16 protein-coding genes are annotated in these 21,852 nt (G+C 58.1%); 9 read left to right on the forward strand and 7 right to left on the reverse strand.

Annotated features, from left to right (window positions below; translation table 11 throughout):
* Window positions 1-7: 7 nt before the first annotated feature.
* From galE to B0G71_RS15900, 8 genes are all read left to right on the forward strand, one after another.
* Window positions 8-1,030: a UDP-glucose 4-epimerase GalE gene (gene galE / locus B0G71_RS15865; protein ID WP_116142681.1), complete on the forward strand. Its 1,023-nt coding sequence runs from the start codon at window positions 8-10 to the stop codon at window positions 1,028-1,030.
* A gap of 224 nt (window positions 1,031-1,254) precedes the next feature.
* Complete coding sequence (locus tag B0G71_RS15870) at window positions 1,255-2,472, forward strand: ABC transporter substrate-binding protein (RefSeq protein WP_116142682.1); 1,218 nt, start codon at window positions 1,255-1,257, stop codon at window positions 2,470-2,472.
* A gap of 118 nt (window positions 2,473-2,590) precedes the next feature.
* Entirely contained in the window at window positions 2,591-3,466 is an 876-nt protein-coding gene (locus B0G71_RS15875; protein WP_012431965.1) for a branched-chain amino acid ABC transporter permease, read from the forward strand.
* An 8-nt stretch (window positions 3,467-3,474) separates the two neighbouring features.
* Window positions 3,475-5,415: an ABC transporter permease subunit gene (locus B0G71_RS15880; RefSeq protein ID WP_116148633.1), complete on the forward strand. Its 1,941-nt coding sequence runs from the start codon at window positions 3,475-3,477 to the stop codon at window positions 5,413-5,415.
* A 29-nt stretch (window positions 5,416-5,444) separates the two neighbouring features.
* Entirely contained in the window at window positions 5,445-6,179 is a 735-nt protein-coding gene (locus B0G71_RS15885; RefSeq protein ID WP_116142683.1) for an ABC transporter ATP-binding protein, read from the forward strand.
* Between the two features lie 961 nt (window positions 6,180-7,140).
* Window positions 7,141-8,004: a sugar transferase gene (locus tag B0G71_RS15890; protein WP_116148635.1), complete on the forward strand. Its 864-nt coding sequence runs from the start codon at window positions 7,141-7,143 to the stop codon at window positions 8,002-8,004.
* A gap of 309 nt (window positions 8,005-8,313) precedes the next feature.
* Window positions 8,314-9,549, forward strand: a complete 1,236-nt coding sequence (locus tag B0G71_RS15895) for a glycosyltransferase family 1 protein (protein ID WP_116148637.1) — start codon at window positions 8,314-8,316, stop codon at window positions 9,547-9,549.
* 110 nt (window positions 9,550-9,659) lie between these two features.
* Window positions 9,660-10,796, forward strand: coding sequence for an AGE family epimerase/isomerase (locus B0G71_RS15900; RefSeq protein WP_116142684.1), 1,137 nt, complete (start codon window positions 9,660-9,662; stop codon window positions 10,794-10,796).
* Between the two features lie 163 nt (window positions 10,797-10,959).
* Here the strand turns inward: B0G71_RS15900 and rfaE1 are convergent, their stop codons facing one another.
* Both rfaE1 and B0G71_RS15910 read right to left on the reverse strand, forming a co-directional pair.
* The gene (gene rfaE1 / locus B0G71_RS15905) at window positions 10,960-12,021 is read right to left on the reverse strand and encodes a D-glycero-beta-D-manno-heptose-7-phosphate kinase (protein ID WP_116142685.1); all 1,062 of its coding nucleotides are present in this window, start codon (window positions 12,019-12,021) and stop codon (window positions 10,960-10,962) included.
* Window positions 11,984-13,132, reverse strand: a complete 1,149-nt coding sequence (locus B0G71_RS15910) for a glycosyltransferase family 9 protein (protein ID WP_116142686.1) — start codon at window positions 13,130-13,132, stop codon at window positions 11,984-11,986. Before B0G71_RS15910 ends, rfaE1 begins: the two co-directional genes overlap by 38 nt.
* 1,601 nt (window positions 13,133-14,733) lie before the next feature.
* Here B0G71_RS15910 and rffA point away from each other — a divergent pair.
* The gene (gene rffA, locus B0G71_RS15920; RefSeq protein ID WP_116142688.1) at window positions 14,734-15,906 is read left to right on the forward strand and encodes a dTDP-4-amino-4,6-dideoxygalactose transaminase; all 1,173 of its coding nucleotides are present in this window, start codon (window positions 14,734-14,736) and stop codon (window positions 15,904-15,906) included.
* A gap of 241 nt (window positions 15,907-16,147) precedes the next feature.
* On the opposite strand, the gene B0G71_RS15925 is transcribed toward rffA, so the two are convergent.
* The 5 genes from B0G71_RS15925 to B0G71_RS15945 all read right to left on the reverse strand — a co-directional run bounded on the left by B0G71_RS15925 (window position 16,148) and on the right by B0G71_RS15945 (window position 21,431).
* Complete coding sequence (locus tag B0G71_RS15925; RefSeq protein WP_116142689.1) at window positions 16,148-17,056, reverse strand: glycosyltransferase family 2 protein; 909 nt, start codon at window positions 17,054-17,056, stop codon at window positions 16,148-16,150.
* Between the two features lie 75 nt (window positions 17,057-17,131).
* Window positions 17,132-18,286, reverse strand: coding sequence for an NAD-dependent epimerase/dehydratase family protein (locus B0G71_RS15930; RefSeq protein ID WP_116142690.1), 1,155 nt, complete (start codon window positions 18,284-18,286; stop codon window positions 17,132-17,134).
* Window positions 18,283-18,933, reverse strand: a complete 651-nt coding sequence (locus B0G71_RS15935) for an acyltransferase (protein WP_116142691.1) — start codon at window positions 18,931-18,933, stop codon at window positions 18,283-18,285. The genes B0G71_RS15930 and B0G71_RS15935 overlap by 4 nt, the downstream gene beginning before the upstream one ends.
* Window positions 18,930-19,931 carry a glycosyltransferase family 2 protein gene (locus B0G71_RS15940; protein ID WP_116142692.1) on the reverse strand — a complete coding sequence of 334 codons (1,002 nt, stop codon included), beginning with the start codon at window positions 19,929-19,931 and terminating at the stop codon, window positions 18,930-18,932. Before B0G71_RS15940 ends, B0G71_RS15935 begins: the two co-directional genes overlap by 4 nt.
* Window positions 19,932-19,940: 9 nt before the next feature.
* On the reverse strand, window positions 19,941-21,431 hold the full coding sequence (locus B0G71_RS15945; protein WP_116142693.1) for a lipopolysaccharide biosynthesis protein: 1,491 nt from the start codon (window positions 21,429-21,431) through the stop codon (window positions 19,941-19,943).
* Window positions 21,432-21,852: the final 421 nt, after the last annotated feature.

Genomic DNA, 21,852 nt, shown 5'->3' on the forward strand with positions numbered 1-21,852 from the left:
CAACAGCATGACCACGAAGGGCACGATTCTGGTAACGGGCGGTGCGGGTTTTATCGGCTCGCACACCTGTGTCGAACTGTTGAACGGCGGTTACGACGTCGTGGTAATCGACAATCTCGTGAACAGCAACCGCGAATCGCTGCGGCGCGTGGAAAAGATCACCGGCAAGGCGGTGACCTTCTACGAAGCCGACGCACGCGACGAAGCTGCGCTCAACCGTATTTTCGACGCGCATCCGATTACGGGCGCAATTCACTTTGCCGCGCTGAAGGCGGTGGGCGAGTCCGTGGCCAAGCCGATCGAGTACTACAGCAACAACGTCGGCAGCCTGCTGACCTTGCTCGGCGTGATGCGCGACCGTAACGTCAAGCAATTCGTGTTCAGTTCGTCGGCCACCGTCTACGGCGTGCCGAAGAGCTCGCCGATCGACGAGTCGTTCCCGCTGTCGGCCACCAATCCCTACGGTCAGTCGAAGCTGATCGCCGAGCAGGTGTTGCGCGATCTGGAAGTGGCCGATCCGTCCTGGCGCATTGCCACGCTGCGTTACTTCAATCCGGTCGGCGCGCATGAGAGCGGCCTGATCGGCGAAGATCCCGCCGGCATTCCGAACAACCTGATGCCGTATGTCGCGCAAGTGGCGGTCGGCAAGCTCGAGAAGCTGCGCGTGTTCGGCGGCGACTACGAGACGCCTGACGGCACCGGCGTGCGCGACTATATCCACGTCGTCGATCTGGCGCGCGGACATCTGGCCGCGCTCGATGCGCTAGTCAAGCGCGATGCGAGTTTCGTCGTGAACCTCGGCACAGGCCAGGGCTATAGCGTGATCGACGTGGTCAAGGCGTTCGAGAAGGCCGCCGGCCGGCCGGTGCCATATGAAATCGTGGCGCGCCGCCCCGGCGACGTCGCCTCGTGTTTCGCCGATCCGGCGGCGGCTGAGAAGATCATTGGCTGGCGCGCGCAGTTTGGCATCGAGCGGATGTGCGCGGATCACTGGCGCTGGCAATCGACGAATCCGCAAGGGTTCGCGTGAGCTGACTGAAAGCCGACGGTGGCACGAAGGAGCCGCCAGGCAGGGGTTCCGCCGCCGTCGACTGCGGGATTGCACCACACGGGTAATTCCGCATATTACTAATACTTTACGATTTCTATACTGACTTACCGATTGACGGTCAGGCTTCCTAAGAACGTGTGAATCGGCGCGCATGAGCCCGCATCGAGGCTTCATGCAAGAAAAGATATGCTACGGAGACAGCTATGGGAATTCGCTTGAAAAGCGTTGTGGGTGCGCTCGCCCTTTGTGCCCTCGCCAATGTCAGCTACGCGGCGGATCCGATCAAGATCGGCGTCGACGGACCGTTCACCGGTGGCTCATCTTCGATGGGCGTCAGCATGCGCGATGGCGTGCGCCTCGCGACCGCCGAGATCAATAAAGCCGGCGGCGTGCTGGGCCGCCAGATCGTGCTGGTGGAACGCGACGACGAAGCGAAAAACGAACGCGGCGTGCAGATCGCGCAAGAGCTGATCAACAAGGAAAAGGTCGTCGCGGTGGTCGGCTACATCAACACTGGCGTCGCACTCGCTTCGCAACGCTTCTTCCAGGAAGCGAAGATTCCCGTATTTAACAACGTGGCCACAGGCAGCATCGTGACGAAGCAGTTCACCGATCAGCCGGATAACTACGTGTTCCGCAATGCCGCCGCGGATCGCATCCAGGCGCCGATGATAGTCGAAGAAGCCGTGACCAGACGTGGCTTCAAGAAGGTTGCGATTCTCGCCGACTCGACCAACTACGGTCAGCTCGGCCGCGAAGACCTCGAGAAAGCGCTCGCCACCAAAGGTGTGAAACCCGTCGCCGTCGAGAAATTCAATATCAAGGACGTCGACATGACCGCGCAGTTGCTCAAGGCCAAAGAGGCCGGCGCGGAAGCGGTGCTGACGTATGGGATCGGACCGGAACTCGCGCAGATCGCCAACGGCATGGCCAAGCTCGGCTGGAAAGTACCGCTGATCGGCAGCTGGACCTTGTCGATGGCGAACTATATCGACAACGCCAGCACCAACGGCGAAGGCGCGCGCATGCCGCAGACCTTCATTCAGGAAGCCAACACGCCCAAACGCAAAGCCTTTATCGACGCGTACCTGAAGGAATTCAAGCCGAAGAACAACCGCATCGACTCGCCGGTGTCCGCCGCGCAAGGTTACGACTCGGTCTATCTGCTGGCCGCCGCGATCACCCAGGCCGGCTCGACCGACGGCCCGAAAGTGCGCGCCGCGCTCGAAAACCTCAACACCAAGGTGGAAGGCGTCGTGATGGTCTACGACAAGCCGTTCACGCATGACGACCACGAAGCGATCAGCCCGAATGTGCCGGTGGTCGGCGAGGTCAAGGGCGGCCGCGTGGTCTATGCGTACGAAGCCGACAAGAAAGGCGGCAGCCAGTTGCGCAGCAAGCAGGCGAGCTCCGCGAACTGAGCGTGGAATAAGCGCGGAACAAGCGCTAAGCAAGCGCGGCGGCATGTTACGAAGCCGCACCCGCCTCGAGGCGGGCGCGGCTTCGCTTCATATCCGGTGAACTCCAAGGCGGTCGACGATGGCCATTCTTCTGCAGCTCATTTATAGCGGCATTGCGCTCGGCATGATCTACGCCGTGATCGCATTCGGCTATCAACTCACATTCGCCACCTCGGGCACGCTGAACTTCGGCCAGGGCGACGCGCTGATGCTCGGCGCGCTGGTCGGTCTTACGCTCGTCACACTCGGCGTCAATTACTGGCTGATGATTCCGCTCGTCTGCGTATTCGGTCTGCTGCAAGGCGCGTTTGTCGAACGGATCGGCGTGCGGCCCGCGATCAGGATCAAATCCGAATTCGGCTGGATCATGTCGACGATCGCGCTCGGCATCATCTTCAAGAACGTCGCGGAGAACCTCTGGGGCCGCGACGATCTGCGCTTCCCCTCCCCGCTTCCGGAAGCTCCGCTAAAAGTATTCGGCGCCAATGTGCTGCCGATGGAATTGCTGGTGGTCGGCGGCGCATTGGTGATGATGCTGGCGGTCGAGTTCTTCAATCGCAAGACGATCTTCGGCAAGGCCGTGGTCGCCACCGCAAACGACCGCGACGCCGCGGCGTTGATGGGCATCAATACCGGTCTCGTCATCACGTTTTCGTACGCATTGTCGTCTCTGACCGCGGCTTTCGCCGGCGTGCTGATCGCGCCGCTCACGCTCACCGGCGCCACGATGGGCGCCGTGCTCGGACTCAAGGCGTTCGCGGTGGCGATCATCGGCGGGCTGTCGAGCGGGCTAGGCATCGTGGTGGGCGGCGTGATTCTCGGCATCGCCGAGACCACGACCGGCTTCTACATTTCCACCGGCTATAAGGACGTGCCCGGGCTCGTACTGCTGCTGATCGTGCTCGCATTGAAACCTGCCGGCCTGTTCGGCAAGACGTCGATCAAGAAAGTGTGAGGGCCGCCGTGAATCCGAAGAAGCTCGTTGCGTCCGCACTGGCGCTGATCGCGCTCGCGGTGTTTCCCGTGTTGTCTGGGAACCCGTATTACATCCACCTGCTTGAGACGATCATGATCTACGCGATCCTGCTCTTCGGTCTCGACATCGTGGTCGGCTATACGGGGCAAGTGTCGCTCGGGCATGCCGGGTTGTTCGGCGTGGGCGCTTACACAGCCGGTGTGTTGTTCTTCAAGCTAGGCATGCCGTTCATCGTCACCGCGCCGCTGGCGATTCTCATCACCGCGGGCTTCGGCGCGATTCTCGCGCTGCCGGCCTTGCGCGTGTCCGGTCCCTACCTCGCGATGGTGACGCTGGCGTTCGGCACGATCCTCCAGATTCTCATCAACGAGATGGATTTTCTGACCAACGGGCCGATGGGCGTGAAGATCCCGAAACCTTCGATCGCCGGCCGGCCGATGAACGAAGTCGAGTACTACTGGCTCGTCGCGGCGCTGCTGGTCGCCTCGCTGATCGTCGTGCACCGCGTGCTCCGATCGCATCTGGGCCGCGCATTCGAGGCGCTGCGCGACAGTCCGATCGCATCGGACTGCATGGGTGTCTCGGTGTACCGCTACAAGGTCTATGCGTTCGTGATCAGCGCCGGGTTTGCCGGCCTGGCCGGCTGCCTCTATTCGTATTCGGAGCAGTACATCTCGCCGAATACCTATAACTTCGAACTCACCATCCTGTTCCTGCTCGCGATCATCATGGGCGGCCGCAAGACCCGCACTGGCGCATTGCTCGGCTCGGCGATCATCGTGCTGCTGCCCAAACTGCTCGACGATATCGACATGTTCCGCACCGTCGCCTCGGTGCTGGCAGCGGTCGTCGTGATCGGCGCGGGCGTCGCGCTGGCGCGCAAGGTGTCCACGCCGCGCAAGGTCGCGATTCCGGTTTTGGGCACGGCAGGTCTCGCCGCGTTTTCCTACCGGATCGACACGCTCGCCGACTGGCGTTTGACGATCTTCGGGCTGATGATTCTGCTGGTGGTGTATTACCTGCAGGACGGCGTGGTCGGCTTTGTGCGCAAGATCGTGATGCATGGGCGGGTCCGCACGGTTACCGTCGACGCCACGCAACCGGCCACGATCGGTGGCGATGCGGTTCAGGCGGTGCACGCGGGCGGCACGGAAGACATCCTGCAGTTGCGCGGCATCCTGATGCAGTTCAGCGGACTGAAGGCGCTCAACGACGTCGATCTGACCGTGCAGCGCGGCACGATTCACGGACTGATCGGCCCGAACGGATCCGGAAAAAGCACGATGATGAATGTGCTCACCGGCATCTATGTGCCGACCGCGGGCACGCTCGAGTATCGGGGCGCGTCGCTCGCGGGCAAGACCTCCGCACAGATCGCGCTGTCTGGAATCGCGCGCACTTTCCAGAACGTGCAGCTGTTCGGCGAGATGACCGCGCTCGAGAATGTACTGGTCGGCCTGCATCACACATTCAACGCGAATCTCGCGGATGTCGGTCTGATGTCGTCGCGCTATCGGCGCGAGGAACGCGCCGCGCGTGAGCGCGCGTTCGGCATGCTGCGGTTCGTCGGCCTCGACAATGTCGCCGCCGAGGAAGCACGCAACCTGCCGTACGGCAAACAGCGTCTGCTCGAAATCGCGCGGGCACTCGCGCTCGATCCGCAATTGCTGTTGCTCGACGAACCCGCCGCGGGGCTCACCGCACCGGATATCAAGGAACTGGTAGCGATCATTCGCAAAGTGCGCGATCACGGCATTACCGTCGTGCTCATCGAGCATCACATGGACGTGGTGATGAGCGTGTGCGACCGCGTTTCGGTGCTGGACTTCGGGCAGAAGATCGCTGAGGGCAAGCCTGCCGATATTCAGTCTAACGAAAAAGTCATCGAAGCCTATCTCGGCGGCCAGCCTGCCGGTCAAGCGGCGTGAAGCGAGCCAGCGCGCTTACAGGAACAGACATGTTATCGATCAGAAATCTGCATGCGGGCTACGGCAAAGTGAAAGTGCTGCACGGCATTTCAATCGATGTGCCGAAGGCGTCTGTGGTCACGCTGATCGGCTCCAACGGCGCGGGCAAAACAACGACCATGCGCGCGATCTCCGGCATGATCCGGCCGAGTGCCGGTGAGATTACGATGGGCGTCGGCACCGACGCAAAGCGCATTGACGCGCTGGACTCACATCGCATCGCGCGGCTCGGGCTCGCGCATTCGCCGGAAGGCCGGCGCGTGTTCGCGACCATGAGCGTGACCGACAACCTGATACTCGGCGCGTTCCCGCGCCTGACTTCGGCGCGGCCGCGCGGAGATGTAAAGGCCGATCTGGAGCGCGCTATCGAGATGTTTCCGCGGCTCAAGGAACGACGCCATCAACTGGCCGGCACGCTCTCCGGCGGCGAGCAACAGATGCTGGCGATGGCGCGCGCAATCATGATGAATCCGGAGCTGGTCTTGCTCGATGAACCGTCGATGGGACTCGCGCCCATTCTGGTCGAAGAGGTGTTTCGAATCATCGGTAATCTGAAGAGTCAGGGCGTCACCATGTTGCTGGTCGAACAGTTCGCCGCCGCGGCACTCAATGTGGCCGATTATGGCTATGTACTGGAGAACGGCAGAATTGCGGCGCATGGGCCCGCGGCGGAGTTGCGCAACGATCCCTCGGTGAAGGCGGCGTACCTGGGGGCCACTCACTGAGGTACATCGGCTAGTGCGTGGCACGAACCGTGCAGGTTGCGCGCGCAACCTTCTCTTTCAACTCGACAAGCCAGATGAAAGATTTAGCATATTCCGTGCGAGATCGAACACTCTTCTGGCGGCCTAGCCAGCACACTTAAGCCAACGGAATTCTCGCCATAGGCGTGGCTGGAATCCGGAACACGAACGCGCAATACGTTGCGACGGCCATCCACACTCATCTCGTCGGAGCCCGGCATCTGCGCGGCGAGCCGCTTTCATCATACACATGGACGCGGCGATTGACGCATGCCCTAACTGAGCTTTGTGTGCTGTACCGAACGGAGTAGCGACATTCGTACAGATACTCTACGTCTACACATGCTCGACCAAACACGGAGCGGGCGCGTATTTATTGAATTGATCGCCATCGTGGGTCAATGCGGGAATGGCCAGACGCGGCCTGCCAAGAGAAACCGGTTTACCTATCGCATCCGGCTTCGATCGTGACAAATGGAATTTTGATAACGATCAACATTTTCGTAGTGCCAACGGTGGCCGTCAAATGTATCGCGACACTCATTGGCATATCTTTCTGAGTCGGCCAAGACATCGGCATTTTACGACTTGTCCGCAAACGGACGCCGAATTGCCAAGCTATGCTTTCTACTGAAATAATAGGATTTATGTTGCCGGGGAATGCGATGCTTCGCATGCTTCTAGCGTGCTCCCCTGCTTCGTAGGAGAAGTTTCTTATTAATTTTTCTTGAGCTTTTCTTCTCAATATCTTAAGTAGTTTTTATAGCAATAAAATATTGCTATACCCCTAATTTCCCATCTTGCGTTGTCCGCCGCAATTGTCCGATGGCCCGTTTTTGTCTGCTGCTGCAAACGCTTTGCCTCAACGGTTGAAATAACCGGCACGACTTGCAATGCCGAAACACTGATGTACTCGTCAACGAACTTCGCACCGGGGGCAGCAATGGCTTTAGTCGGCAAGGTATCGGAATCAGTGTCAAAGGGCGTCAATCCTTTCGATGCCCGCTACGAAAGTCGTGCACACGCCGATCATCCTGAATTGGGCGGCCGCGGCTTTTCAGCTTCACATGTGGATAGCACCTCGGAATTGAACCGCGCCGACGAGTCCTTTTCTGCGGACGTGTCCGCGGATGCCGCCGCAGGCCCCGTGGCTCGCCGTACGTTGTCGGCGGCTAATGACTCTGACATCCCGTCGAGAAAAGGTGACTTCACGAAACGCACTTTCGACATTCTCGGCGCATCCGCCTTGCTCCTTGTGCTACTGCCGATTTTTCTCGTCATAGCTTGCGTCGTGCTGAGCGACGGCGGGTCGGCTTTCTTTGGCCATCCGCGCGTTGGAAGAGGCGGACGATCGTTTCGCTGTCTGAAATTCCGCTCCATGGTGCCGAGGGCCGACGTCGTTCTTGCCGAGCTCCTTGCCACCGACGCCAATGCGCGCGAGGAATGGAATCGCGATTTCAAACTGAAGAACGATGTACGCATCACTACCGTCGGCCGGTTTCTGCGCAAGACAAGCCTGGATGAACTGCCACAACTTTGGAATGTTCTTCGGGGCGACATGAGTCTCGTCGGTCCTCGCCCCATCATCACCAAGGAACTGGAACGCTATGGTTCCGACGCCCACTATTACCTGTCGGTCAGGCCCGGCGTGACAGGATTGTGGCAAGTCAGCGGACGAAATAACGTTGACTACGCAACGAGAGTCGCACTGGACGTCTCGTACGTGAAGGAACGCTCGACCCTGCTCGACATCAGCATTCTGCTGAGAACATTCAAAGTGGTCTTCGACGGAAGCGGGGCATATTGAACATCGTGTACGCCCGGCACAGCAAAGTAATCCGTATGGAGTGCCCATGCAAATTGTTCACGTCGTCGAATCGGCTTCTACAGGCACGCTCTCCGTGGCGTGCATGATCTCGAATCGTCTCGCCAGTGAAAGTCACGAAGACTACGTTGAATTAGCACGGCGTAGCGAAACACCCGACAACTTACCTTCTCTCTCCCCTCGAACGTTCTGTCGCGGCAATTTCATATGAAGGCCGAGCGGTGAACGTTTGTGCTGGCTGACAGCGCCTTCTCGATGCTCCCATCGACTGGCATACCGGAGCGATATATGATGAAACAGTTAGCGGAGCGGTCCAACGTGCACCGGGAAGAGGCCCCCGTTCAGACTGCGTTGCCAGCCGACGCTAGCTCGGCGCGAGACTCTCATTGGCGGGGTCCGTCTGCTGGGTTTGCAATCAATGGCAAGTTTGCGTCTCAACGCATAACAGGAGTGCAACGTGTCGGTTATGAACTGGCGATGGCGTTCCAGCGTCTGTTTCCTGAGGAAGCCGACCTGCCTTTGTTGATTCCCTCGAACGCACGAACTGACGTTGCCTTGCCGAAAGCAAAAACGATCGGGCGGTGGCTGAAGGGTTCTCTATGGGAGCAACTGGCACTGCCATTCGCGATTGGCGGCCGAACGCTTCTCAGCCTTTGCAATATGGGCCCCTTATTCGCTCGCCGGCAGGTCGTGATGATGCACGACGTTGCGATCTACGATCTACCGGAAAATTACTCGTGGAAGTACAGGCTCTGGTATCGCGTTGCGTTTTCTCTGCTGAAGCGCAACGCTAGTCACATCGTGACGGTGTCGGAATTCTCGAAGACACGAATCATGGAGCGCCTTGGCATCGACGCGTCACGCATTTCGGTGGTCCTGAATGGCGTGGACCACTTTGAAAAGATCGCACCGGACACGGCGATTCTGTCGCGGTTGAACCTGCAGAACGATGGTTACGTGCTCGCTGTCGGAAATCTCTCGGTAGGAAAGAACCTTCCACGCATAGTTGCCGCGATGGAGCGCCTGAGTGATCGCCATGACTTGAAGTTTGTTGTCGTTGGCGGATGCGATTTGCGGGTCTTCAGTTCACAGGCGAAGGTAGGGTACGACTTGTCGAAAAACATCATCCCCGCAGGATTCGTATCGGACGGCGAATTGAGAGCGCTGTACGAAAACGCAGGCTGCTTTCTGTTTCCGTCCTTATATGAGGGCTTCGGATTGCCGCCGCTTGAAGCGATGTCTTGTGGATGTCCTGTCATCGTGTCACGTGAAGCTTCGCTTCCTGAGGTATGCGGCAATGCTGCGATGTATTGTGACGCGCATTCGGTCGACGACATCGTCGACAAAGTGACGCAGATGATGGAGGACGCCGCGGTGCGCGAAACCTGGCGCGAACGCGGAAGGAAGCATGCCCGTGGCTTCCGGTGGGAGCGGTCTGCACATCAATTGCTCGACGTTCTCGAGCGTGAGCTCGCGGGCGGAGTGGCTCGCCCGGTTCACGCGCGATCCGCGCCTTCTCGCGTTTAGCGCGGATCGCGCAACACCTATCGCGATGCGCCGGTCCAAAGACCTGCAAGCTCGTCGCGCGTCACTGCGGCAAGACCTTTTTTACGACCTAATCGAAGGAGCTTCGCAGCATGAATACGCCCGCCTCCACGATCGATCTTGCCGCCACGCTACGAGATCACTTCGCACGCGTCGTCCTGCCGATCTGGCGCGGGCCCGGCTTCAATACCGCGATGCATCTGCCTTACGAGGCCATCAGCGCCGACGCGGGCCACGTTCCGATGCCGGTTGAACGCTATCGCGCGATGGCGTGCGCGCGGCAGTTGTTCGTCTTCTCGCAAGCCGGCGAAGCAGCCCATGCCCATGTGCTGTTCGAAGCCCTGCTGCACTACTTTCAGGACAAGCACCGCGGCGGCTGGTTCTACAGCGTTGATGCACAAGGTGCGCCGCTAGATACGACGAAAGATCTCTATACGCACGCGTTTCTGGTCTTCGCGTGCGCTGAATATGCCGCAAGCTTCGACAATCGCTATGCACTTGACCTCGTCCATAGCACCTCGGCGCTAATCGAAACGCGTTTCGCCGCGCAACATGGGTTGTTCAATGCAGCGCTCGACGCAGATTTTTCGACGGTGACCGGCACGCCGGCGCAAAATCCGTTGATGCATCTCACCGAAGCCTGGCTCACCGCGCGCGAGGTGACCCAGGACAGTGCGTTCGATTCCGCGTTGCGCAAGCTGGCCGACGCCATCGAACGCACCTTCGTGCATGCGCCGACCGGTTGCATCGCGGAACTGCCGTTGGGTGTCGACGACAACCGTCTGGAGCCCGGCCATCAGTTCGAATGGTTCTGGCTGATCAGGCAAGCGGGCACGCTATTGGGCGGATCGGGACTCGACGACTCGCTCTCGCGCGCGTTTGAGTTTGCGCAGCAACATGGCGTGGACCCGGTCACGGGCGGCGTGTGCGCGTCGCTCGATGAAGCCGGTCGAGTAAAGGACGCCACGCAGCGGATCTGGGCGCAAAGCGAATATCTGCGCGCACTCGCCACCCGCAACGATGACGCGGCCCGTGCGGTGTTGCCCGGGCAGATCGAGCGCTTCCGCGAGCGGTTTCTGCACGCGCAAGGCTGGTTCGAATGCAAGACGGCCGCGGGCGACGTGTCGCGCGCCGACATGCCGTCGACTACGCCCTATCATCTCGCCACCGCTTACGCGGCGCTACCGGCTGAAGTTCGCGACGCTCCTCGCAGCATTGCTGCGGCGTGATTGCAGCCTGAGAAGGATAAGGTCCGCGCGATCGTTCGGTTCGCGGGACTGAACTCGTTCATTTCGGCATGCCAATCGATGTGGGCATCGAAGGAGCGGGTCACCAGCCGACACAACGAGTCCACACCGTGTCGGCTTTCGACGTCCCGCTCACGTCTGCGCGTCAGGTGCTCACGTTACTCGGCTTTTCAGAGCGGGGTTTCGCTCGCCAAGGTAGTAGGGAAATTCGCGCGAGAATATTGCCTCGACGTGCGGAATGCAAGTCAAGCTGCAGTGCCTGCTGGAGTTCGGGGCGACGGACCGTCGCGGTTCCCAATTTAGCCACGACGATGCCTGCCGCGACATTGGAAAGCACGACTGCTTCGTCCAGCGGCATGCCCGCGCCGAGCGCGGCACTAAGCGTGGCAACGACAGTGTCCCCGGCCCCCGTCACATCGAACACCTCGCGCGCGCGCGTTGGCAAATGCAAAGGGGCGTGGCCGCGAGAAATTAACGTCATGCCTTTCTCGCTGCGTGTGACGAGCGCCGCTTCGAATTCAAACGCATCGCAAAGGGCGGCACCCTTCTGCTCGATCGTGGCATCACTCTCGCACCGCCCAACGACAGCCTCGAATTCGGACAGGTTGGGCGTAATGACGGTGGCGCCGCGATAACGCTCGAAATCCGTTCCTTTAGGATCGACGATGACGGGTTTTCCTGCACGGCGAGCGGCGGAGATGAGGTTCTTCGAATCGTGCAGTGACCCTTTCGCGTAGTCGGATAAGACCACCGCATCGACTTCGTGCAACTGCCGCTCAAAGCTGAAAATCAGCTCATCTCCATTGCGTTCGGGAAAATGGTCCTCAAAGTCCGCCCTGATCATCTGCTGATGGCGGGAAAGAATCCGAAGCTTGGTGATCGTCTTGCTGCCCGCGACGCGTTGGAGAACGCAATCAACCCCGCCTTCGCGCAGCAACTCTTCGATCCGATCGGCGTGCGCATCCTGCCCGGCCAAGCCGAGAAGGCGAACACGAGCTCCAAGTGCTGCCGCGTTCAGCGCGACGTTTCCCGCCCCACCGACACGCGTCTCTTCAGCTTGCACATGGACGACGGGAACGGGCGCCTCCGGCGAGATCCGCGAGGTCGAACCGTGCCAATACCAATCGAGCATGACGTCGCCTACAACCATTAATTGAGCGCAGTCGAAATCAGGAGGCGAAAGCTTCACCGGCGGGTTTCTTGTCATGGCGGCCTAAATTGATCGAATACACTTCACTCAGAACGTCGGCGACAGAAGCGACGCTTATTTTTTCCATCACGTACTTCGCATTTCTCGGATATTCAAATCCGAGGCTCAGGAACATTCCGCCTTCTCGCTTAGACACAGCAAGGACTCCACGCTCTTTGCCGACAGGGCCCCATCGAAACGGATTGGTAGGACCATGCAGACTAATCATCGGCGTATCCAGCATTGCGGACAAATGCATGATTCCGGTGTTCACACAAACTATGCATTCCGCCCGCCTTACTATTCCGACCACTTCAGTCAGGCTCACCTTGGCTGCCACGCTTACGACCTTCTGGCTGCCGATCAGCTCAATCAATTGTTGAGCCCGTGTGGCATCTTCAGGACCGCCCGTGATGACAATAGCGTGCCCGTTATCAATCAATACATGCGCAAGATCCCGCCAGCACTCCATGGGCCATTCGCGCATGGCGAAATTTGTTCCAGAGGCCCACGGGTGAAAAACAACATATTTATCGTCAATGACGAACGGCAAATTGGAAGGACGAATAGCCTTGGTGATTTTCGGATGTTCCGTCGACTCGATGCCTAGGGGGCGCAATAGCCTTCTGAAATTATCGAGCTCATGAAGGCCTTCGCAATGCTCGACGCTGGCATCATAAGCATAATGGCGGAATTGATTCCTGGTTTTAAAACCAATCGTAAACTTCGTCTTCGTGAAAGCTGCCAATATGGCCGAAATCCTTGGCCATTGCGAAGTGTCGATTAAGACATCGACCTCGTATTTCTTTATTTCCTTGAGCGCGTTCAACGGGCTGGTCAAAGGGACTATGACAACTTCGTCGAGCCCGTCGAACAGATCATAGATACGCGCGTTGCTTCGTGATGCAAATACCACTATTCTGGAAATCTTTTTGACTTTCCTCAACTCAGAAATAATTATCGACGACAAGATCGAGTCGCCAATCGCAGCGAAGGCAAAAATCCCTGCTGTCGTGCACTCAGCCGGCAGGCGTCGTTTTTTGCGAAGCGCCCCTAATATGTACAAGAAAGCGCCGCCGACAATAAGGTCGACGCGCTTGAGAAGGTTCTGTCCGCGCTCATTTTTCATTTCAGGTCCAGCAACATCGAGTTGAACGTCGAGCTAGAACCCGAGCGGCTGCATACCTTCGCCGGCCGGGGTGCGATAGGCGTGACGACCGTGCGCCCGGGCGAATGGTCTTGGCATGCCCCCGTGCGCTTGTTACCACAAGTCTTCACGTTGTCGTACTGTTCGAGCAATGTCGCCAATTCCGCCTCGGTCGTCTGGGGGGATGATCTGACAGGCACCGCGCTGGGTCAGGTCATCCAGGCTACCCAACGTCGCCGCTGTACCGTTGTTCGCTGATCCCGTCAATTTGTGCCTTGACGGTGGATTCCCGTTAGCTGATCGTGACTCTCGACAGGCACCGTGCTCGGCTTACCGCCGCTGCCATTCGACCGCCCCGCGTCAGGCCATACACCGGGTCCGACGATACCTTTGAGGGCTCACACTCCGAAGCAGACGTTCACAGCAGTCGGCGGCATCGAGCGCCGAAAGTCTGCAATGGCCGATGATGCAACTGCATGATCCGTGCTGGAACGCGCGCTGTCTGTGCGGCGCCGAACGTTCGAATGCCCGAGTGCATGTGGGGCACCCATTGCGGAAAGCTTTTGCCGCAGAACGACCGGCACAGGAAGGTCGATCGATATACTAAGTACTACTTCTATATCCAGTCCGTAGAATTGTTCCGCCACGGACACTCGGTCTGCGCGAAGCCTCCTATCTGTTTCTCCGCGCTTATGCGAATCACAACGACACCGCCTCATGAGGATTCAGGCATGGCGACGCGACTTAAACCCGGCATCGTGCAGGGGCGCCGCCTGGTCGGGAAACTGCCACTTCAGTAATTTATGCAGGCTTTCGTGGTTCATATCGGGCGAAACTTCATACCATCTATTAATGCAACTGTAATCAATCCTGCCACACCACTATTTGCGAAACAAATGGTTTTTCCCGCCTGTCGGCTATCCACCTACCTAAACTGAATCGGCGCCGCGCAACGTGCGCTAAACCACAGACTCCGACGTGGCAAAGGAGGTATTCCTATCACATTTGCGCAAAGTCGCGATGGACGCGGCGAAGCTTGTCGCTCCATCGAGAAGCTTGCTACCCGAATCTTGGAGATGGCGCCTTTGAACACGCATATTCTCAATTTTGGATCGTCTCGCGCAGACAACGAAGCGGGTAACTTTTCGTTGCGCGACATGCTTCATCTATTGCGAGACCCTGTCTGGACACTGCTGGCATTTATCGCCGTTGCGACGTTCGCAGCTTCTCCTATTTTCTTGCGGCGCCTATCCGGCCGTCAGAGCTTTTGGTCATGCACGACTTCGGGAAAGTCGCTGCTCAACTGACCGAGCAGTTCGATCTCGTACCAGTCGACGCTCCGCCTTGCCTGATCTACAAGCAGGCCGCGCAGTCCACACGCACCATCTGTTAGACAGACGAAGTGTCACGCTACAGAACAATCTCCAGTTGAGATCCACAGCAAGGGACTTCACGCAACTTGCTCATTGAAACACCTGGCGAGTTCGCCGGAACGCGGGGCCTTGAAGCCGGGCAGCTTCGAGATCCAAATATGTGTCGCAGCGAGAACTATTGATTCTCGATCATGTTGGGGTGAACTATTCATGAGCCGATCTACGCCGCAAATTGGAATCGAGGTAAACGAGAATCGTATTCCCTTCAATACGCCCGCTATGACGGGTAATGAACTGAAGTACGTCGCAGAAGCTCACTTCAGTAAAAAGCTCGCTGGCGACGGCTCCTTCACAGGACGTTGCAACGAGTGGCTGCAGGAAAGAAGCGGTGCCGGCAGGGCATTGCTGACTCACTCCTGCACAGCCGCGCTTGAGATGGCGGTTCTGTTGCTGGACATCCAACCCGGCGACGAAATCATCATGCCGTCGTACACGTTCGTCTCGACGGCGAACGCATTCGTCCTGCGCGGTGGCGTGCCTGTCTTCGTGGATGTCCGCGAAGACACTATGAATCTCGACGAGCGATTGATCGAAGCGGCGATCACGCCACGAACTCGAGCGATCGTCCCGGTGCATTACGCCGGCGTGGCTTGCGAAATGGACACGATCGTATCCATCGCTCAACGCCACGGACTCAAAGTCGTCGAAGACGCGGCGCAGGCCGTCATGGCAACCTATAAGGGCCGTGGCCTCGGCTCCATTGGCCACCTCGGAGCTTACAGTTTTCACGAAACTAAAAATATCATCTCGGGCGAAGGTGGCGCGTTGCTCGTGAACGATCCCGCCCTCACGAGGCGCGCGGAAATAATCCGTGAGAAGGGCACTGATCGAAGCCGCTATCTCCGCGGAGAAGTCGACAAATACACCTGGCAGGAAGTCGGCTCTTCATTCTTGCCAAGTGAGTTGATCGCTGCCTATCTATGGGCTCAACTGGAAAGTGCTGAAAAGATTACTCAGGCGCGCCTCGCGCACTGGGATCGATATCATGCGCTTCTCGAGCCGTTCGAGCGCCGAGGCGCGCTCCGTCGTCCGATCGTGCCGAAAGAGTGCCAGCACAATGGGCATATGTATTACGTTCTGGTTGAAGACGAACACGTGCGCCAGCGTCTACTCGATGAATATAGAAGGCAGGAAATAGGTTCGGTATTTCACTATGTTCCGCTTCATTCATCGCCTGCCGGGCAACGGTACGGCAAGGCTGGCGGCCCATTGGACGTTACCATCGACCAGTCAAAACGCCTGATTCGCCTTCCCCTCTGGGCCGGCTTGACCGAAACGCAACAAATGCGCGTGGTCGACATTTTCAGCGCGCTAGTGAAATAGGGCTGACCCACGCTGGACGTGCTTGTGCGAATCGCATCCGGGCGTTGACGAATGGTCGTCGGCAGCGGTCCGGATGTGCTCACGCACCGGAAGGTGCGGGGGGTGATGATGTTGCCGACTTCCGTCCCGGAGTTCTCTTATCTCGCGCGGTAGACTTTCGTCGCCATCGCTTATGCCGGGGTGCACGCCGGGAAATTGGCAGCACGCTGGAGTAACGAAGCGCTGCCACGCAGTCTCTCAGTCAATGATCGGCGACTGACAATGAGAAGCCGGCTCTAAGTCCTTTGAACACGCTCGACCTGGCCGCCGGCGAAAACTTCACACATTTGACCGTCAACGTGACGACCGCATAGGCAATCGCAATTGCACGGTGTGCAGGTGCGAGGTGCTTGCGGCTGAAATAAACGCGATTGCGCGCCGTATAGAACAGGCTGAAGGGACTTTCATTGCCGCCGGTAGACACCGCTACCTTGTGACCGACGCTCGATGTCGGCACGTATAGCAGGCGGATATTGGCACTCTTCATGCGCCAGACGAAGTCGCTGTCGTCGTAATAGACGAAGTACTTTTCGTCCATCATTCCGACTGTCTGAAAGACGCTTTTGTGCAGCAACATAAAGCAGGTCGGCGCGTATTCTGTAAACATTTCTTCGTCGAACTGGCCGCGATCTTCCTTCCGATCGCCCACGTGCGGCGTGGTGGCGGTAAGCGGCGAGAATCTTCCGCCCGCACACCATATCCGATTGGTGCCGTGATAGGTGATCTTGGGCACCGAGGCCAACGCACCCGCCTCCTCGGTGTGCCGCACAAGTCCCGCGATCACGTCGGGATCCGGGAAGTCGGTGTCGTTATTGGCCAGCAGAACGTATTCGCATCCGTCTGCAAGCGCCATCTCTATACCCTGATTGTTGCCGCGAGCGACGCCGACATTGTCGTTATTGAACACGATATCCGCGTGAATATTGTTGAGAGCCGCAAGCTCGCGCGATATCGCACACCCCGTATCCTTCTCGCTGTTGTCGATCACGTACAGTTTGAAGTTCGCATCGCGCTGGGCCGCGAGACTCTTGAAAAAATCAGGAAGCACGGAATCGGAGCGATACAGCACGGTGACAATCCCGATCAGCGGCGAACCATATCTCGTTGACATATCGCGTCCTTCAAATGAGTTGCGGAGGCGGCCGTCGCTGCGCCTCCGTCGTAGCGTGAGGGCGTCACCGATGTGTCATGCGGCTCGTTCACAGCCCTTGTATAGACCCTTCTCCCGCATCTCGGCGATGCTCTTCTCGTAGGTATCGGCCATCACCTCCTGCTGGTCGACCCACCGGGCAAACCGTGCGATGCCTTCGCTGAACGACACCTTGGGCTCGAATCCGAGCATGTCCCTTGCCTTGGTCAAATCGGCGTAGACATGGCGTACATCGCCCAGGCGGAATGCGCCCGTCACGGTGACGCTGACATCGCTGGCGTACACCTCGCACAAAGTCTTGGCGACGTCCATGACCGAAGTGCGCACGCCCGAACCGATGCCGAACACGTTGTCCGCCGCGTTCGCGTTCGTGAGCGTTGCGTAGGTCGCATCCACCACGTCATCGATGTAGACGAAGTCACGGCTTTCCAGACCATCTTCGAAAATATTGATCGGATTGCCGTTTTTGATGCGCGTCGAAAAGATCGAGAGAATGCCCGTGTAAGGGTTCGATAACGACTGCCCTGGTCCGTAGACATTCTGATAACGCAACGCCGATGCATCGATGCCGATAGAACGGCAAGTCGTCATCACCATCTGTTCCTGAGTCTGCTTGGTAATGCCATAAAGCGAGGTCGGATGGATTTTCGATTCCTCGTCGGTGGGCACGCATTCCATCGCTTCGCCGCTTACCGGACAGAGATGCTCGAACTGGCCCTCAAGCATGTCTTTTTCCTTCCGCGGACCAGGATACAGAATGCCGGCGGCCGGGGAACGATACTTGCCTTCGCCGTAAATCGCGCGAGACGAAGCAACGACCAATTTGCGCACGGAATTGCGGCTATTTTTCACCAGTATGTCGAGAATCAGCGCTGTGCCATGCACGTTCACGTCGACATAGCGATCGACCTCGTACATCGATTGGCCCGTACCCGTCTCGGCCGCAAGATGAACGATCGCGTCCTGCCCCTGCATGACACGTTCGAGCATGGCTCGATCAGTCACCGACCCCTTCACGAAGTGCACGCTTTCCGGCAACGATGCGAAGATCGCAGACGTGACGCTGGGATTCTCTCCGTGAATCTGCGGGGAGAGGTTATCGAGGACCGTGACTTCCGCATTGTTGGCGCAGAGCTTGCGCGCCAGACTCGAGCCGATAAAGCCGGCGCCACCCGTAATCAGGACTTTCATTGTTTCTCCCTCTCCCAAAGTCTGGTTTCGAAGTTGTAGCGCTTGATGATTTGCGCCGGATTACCTGCGACCACGCAATAGTCGGGAACGTCGCGGGTCACTACCGAATGCGCGCCGACCACGACGTGGCGGCCAATTTTCACGTTGGGCAGAATGACTGCGCTAAATCCAATAAAAGCGCCCTGCCCGATCACCACATAATTACCTCGCGTGCGAATACGCTCGCCAATGCGAGTGGTGTCGTTGACGTTCTCATACGGATGCTCGACATCGACAATGGCAACGTTGCCGGTAATGGTCGCGCCGTCGCCGATCTCGATTGAAGAGCCGCATACGATGTGAACGTTCTGCTCGATATTGACCCGGCTTCCGATCGTGAGCCGCGGCGGCGCAGCCGAATCCGTCACGACAAGTTCGATGCGCGCACCAGGCCGAATCAGTACACGCTTCCCAATCGACGCGTAATGCACGTTGACGAGTAGCATGGGACGAAAGATCGTCGTTTTCGCGCCGACCGACTTGAACACATGCGCGTACCACAGGCGTGTCTTGAGTCGGTACCAAGCGAGAAGCGCGCGGTTACACAGATCGAGAAGCCTCAATCTTTTAGTGGCAGGACGCTCGTTCTCCTGTACGGTGGTACTCATGCGTTGGCCCGCTGTCGTCCGGTCACTTGCTTGAGCCGCGTATAGACAGCGCGTGACAGACGTGGCCACCGGCGCGTCGAGTACAAAACCAGCTGTTTCGTGCTGATTCTTGCCGCGCGCCAGCTCGACTCGATGCAGTCCTCGAAGTTATCCTCGTGTCCATGCTCCAGATAGAAGATGGCCGAGGTCAGATAGAACTTTGCGCGCCCCCGGTTGACTGTGTCGCTCGCCATGCCGAGATCGGCCGCGATCTGGCAGGTCTGGATCATGTCGGCCATGTATTCCCTATGACGCTCGGGATTGTTGATTCGTGTCGAGGTCATGCCCGTCCGGTTGACACGGTAAAGGCCCCACTCTTCGTCCAGGTAGCAGCCTTGCCAGCCGAACACCACCTGGAGCAGGTGGGCCACATCACAGACTGATTTCAGACCTACGTCAACGGGGCTGCGATGACGCAGATGGGCCCGATACATCTCCGAGCTATGAAAAAAGTACGGTCCATTCTTGATGAGGAATTCGGCATCGAACGTTGCGGGCTTATTTTGGGGTAGTGGATACGGCACAGACTCCAACGTATCCTGATCCACCGTGCGCATCCTATGGACCACGAGACCGCATTCAGGATGCACTCTTAAGAAATCGAGTTGGCGCTGCAGCTTGCCAGGAAGCATGACATCGTCGCCGTCGATGTTCGCGATGTATTCGCCCTTCGCCATCGCGACGGTATCGGCGAAGTTCGCCGCGAAGCCGACGTTGGCGTCGTGCGAAATGACCTTGATCACATCCGGATAGCGCGATCGAAACGACTCGATGACGTCGAGGGAGTTGTCTGGCGAATTATCATCGCCTATGATCACCTCGAATGGCACATCGAGCTTCTGGTCGAGTACGCTTTGGAGGCACGGACCGACATACTCGCCTTGCCGGTAGCAGAGCACGATGACCGATAGTACGGGCGTGGCTTGCTCCTGGACCGGAGGGTAAAGGTTAGTATCCATGCTGTTGTCTCAGTTGAGGACCAGCCGCCCGGCCAGGTGGCGAGCCTTTCGTTGAATAATCGGCGAGACCGCGATGGTCAATGCGGCCATAGCGAGCCACGCTCCTGATAGAACAAAGAACAGACCAATACGCGAACAGCTTGTGAGATCCGCGAAACTCAACAACAGTCCGACGGGGGTGAGCGCAGCGATACGCGCAGCGAGGCCGCGATACCAACTGGCGTTGATACCGGGGATAAACTTTCGATGTACGATCGCAACCCAGCCGAACAGGAGCAGAGAGTTCATTCCCGCCCACGCATAGGCAGCGCCGACCGCACCGAGATGAATGCCGCCAAATAGGACCGCGGGCGCATAGAGGACAAGAAAGCCAATATTGCCTTTCAGATGCAGAGACAGGTCCCCTTTCGCGTACTGCACGATAAACGCCAGCGAAGCGATCGCTGAAAATGCGTTTCCTGCCGCATAGCATTGCATCGTTCGCAAGGCGTCGGGACTCAACGGTGCGCTTGCGGACCAGAATCGAAGCACGGCCTCGGGCGCACAGATGAACACTGCCGCAACCGGGATCACCGCCAATGACGTCAGTTCAGTGGCCAGTGCATACATCTGGCGAATTCGTTCCCCGCCGCCGAAGCTTTCGGTAGTCAGCCGTGGAATGAACGCCTGTTGAATCGGGTTGGCCAGCAACAAGATACCGCTCGCCAACAGAGTCGCCAGGCTGAACACCGCAAAATCCGCGAGCGGCAAAATTCTCGAAAGGGCGATCTTGTCGATCTGTGTGGTGCAGGCCCAGATCACCGTCGCCAATGCAATCGACAGCGACAGCTTCGCGCGCGACAACAGTACCTTCCATGAAAAACGCGTCGACAGAAACGGTATGTCAATCGTACGGCCGAGCAGTGTCCGCATCGCGGCCGCTTCTACGACAATCGCCAAAAGTTGCCAAACAAAGAAGAACTCGATACGCGGCCAGATCATGATGATCGGCACAACGAGCACCGTGCGTATCACGGCAAAGGTGATGACAATTCCGTTCAGTGCAACCTGTCGATCGATGCCGACCACACCCCCACGGTATAGCGCACCGAGCCACCGCCCGATGGCAGTCAGCATCATCAGCACAAATGCCGTACGAATCACACTCGGAGGCAGTGTGGACGCGTTCAACCATCGTTCGGCGAAATAAGGCGCGATGAAGATCGACAAGACGAACAGGATGGCGCTGGTGCCGAGAATCAGCTTTTCCAGTGATTCCAGCAACAACCCGACTTCAGCTTTCGAACCGGTACCGGCCCGCAGGCTGCCGAGCTCCCGGCACAACGTGGGCGAAAGCCCGAAGTCGAGAACGAGTACCCATGCGAGAACCACCGCGTTGATCGCAATCAATCCATAAGCTTCGACCCCGAGATGACGCACGTATATCGGGACCATGACGATGCCGAGCAACGCGGTCACCATCTGTCCAACGAAATTTGCGAGCAGGGTTCGTCTCAACATCGCGGTCTGCCAGTAAATTAGGTAAGGGCTGAAGGTACCGCCAGAGTCGCCGCGAATTCTGAATCGACATCGTTAATATCAACTCATCGCGAACGTGTCTTTGGGCGAGCGCTTGATCTGCCAAACGACCGAAAGATGCCACCTCCATTCCGGCCGGTCGATGCCGGAATGACAATTCGCGCTGACCACAACGCGTTTCGACAATAGGGAAAAATGACTACTTGTGAAACTTGATGTATTACGAAAGTATTTGATGCGGTCTCACGGCGTATTTTGACTATCGGCAAACGCCCCTCGACTGCGTGAACAGACGCGCATATGAACACTTATGCGCAAGCCAACTTACGATGCGCATCATCACTGCGGTCTACGCCTTGAAGCGTACCTGTGTAGCTTCAATTTAAATGTGCGGCGGCGCACG

This window comes from Paraburkholderia sp. BL27I4N3, from assembly GCF_003386115.1.
Taxonomy (GTDB): Bacteria; Pseudomonadota; Gammaproteobacteria; order Burkholderiales; family Burkholderiaceae; genus Paraburkholderia.

What these genes read in the sequence shown, in the direction of transcription:
- B0G71_RS15895 (WP_116148637.1), top strand. Translation starts at nt 8,314, where the DNA reads ATGAAACAGTTAGCGGAGCGGTCCAACGTGCACCGGGAAGAGGCCCCC.
- rfaE1 (WP_116142685.1), bottom strand. Translation starts at nt 12,021, where the DNA reads ATGACAAGAAACCCGCCGGTGAAGCTTTCGCCTCCTGATTTCGACTGC.
- B0G71_RS15875 (WP_012431965.1), top strand. Translation starts at nt 2,591, where the DNA reads ATGGCCATTCTTCTGCAGCTCATTTATAGCGGCATTGCGCTCGGCATG.
- B0G71_RS15940 (WP_116142692.1), bottom strand. Translation starts at nt 19,931, where the DNA reads ATGGATACTAACCTTTACCCTCCGGTCCAGGAGCAAGCCACGCCCGTA.
- B0G71_RS15935 (WP_116142691.1), bottom strand. Translation starts at nt 18,933, where the DNA reads ATGAGTACCACCGTACAGGAGAACGAGCGTCCTGCCACTAAAAGATTG.
- B0G71_RS15900 (WP_116142684.1), top strand. Translation starts at nt 9,660, where the DNA reads ATGAATACGCCCGCCTCCACGATCGATCTTGCCGCCACGCTACGAGAT.
- B0G71_RS15870 (WP_116142682.1), top strand. Translation starts at nt 1,255, where the DNA reads ATGGGAATTCGCTTGAAAAGCGTTGTGGGTGCGCTCGCCCTTTGTGCC.
- B0G71_RS15910 (WP_116142686.1), bottom strand. Translation starts at nt 13,132, where the DNA reads ATGAAAAATGAGCGCGGACAGAACCTTCTCAAGCGCGTCGACCTTATT.
- B0G71_RS15925 (WP_116142689.1), bottom strand. Translation starts at nt 17,056, where the DNA reads ATGTCAACGAGATATGGTTCGCCGCTGATCGGGATTGTCACCGTGCTG.
- B0G71_RS15945 (WP_116142693.1), bottom strand. Translation starts at nt 21,431, where the DNA reads ATGTTGAGACGAACCCTGCTCGCAAATTTCGTTGGACAGATGGTGACC.
- rffA (WP_116142688.1), top strand. Translation starts at nt 14,734, where the DNA reads ATGAGCCGATCTACGCCGCAAATTGGAATCGAGGTAAACGAGAATCGT.
- B0G71_RS15890 (WP_116148635.1), top strand. Translation starts at nt 7,141, where the DNA reads ATGGCTTTAGTCGGCAAGGTATCGGAATCAGTGTCAAAGGGCGTCAAT.
- B0G71_RS15885 (WP_116142683.1), top strand. Translation starts at nt 5,445, where the DNA reads ATGTTATCGATCAGAAATCTGCATGCGGGCTACGGCAAAGTGAAAGTG.
- galE (WP_116142681.1), top strand. Translation starts at nt 8, where the DNA reads ATGACCACGAAGGGCACGATTCTGGTAACGGGCGGTGCGGGTTTTATC.
- B0G71_RS15930 (WP_116142690.1), bottom strand. Translation starts at nt 18,286, where the DNA reads ATGAAAGTCCTGATTACGGGTGGCGCCGGCTTTATCGGCTCGAGTCTG.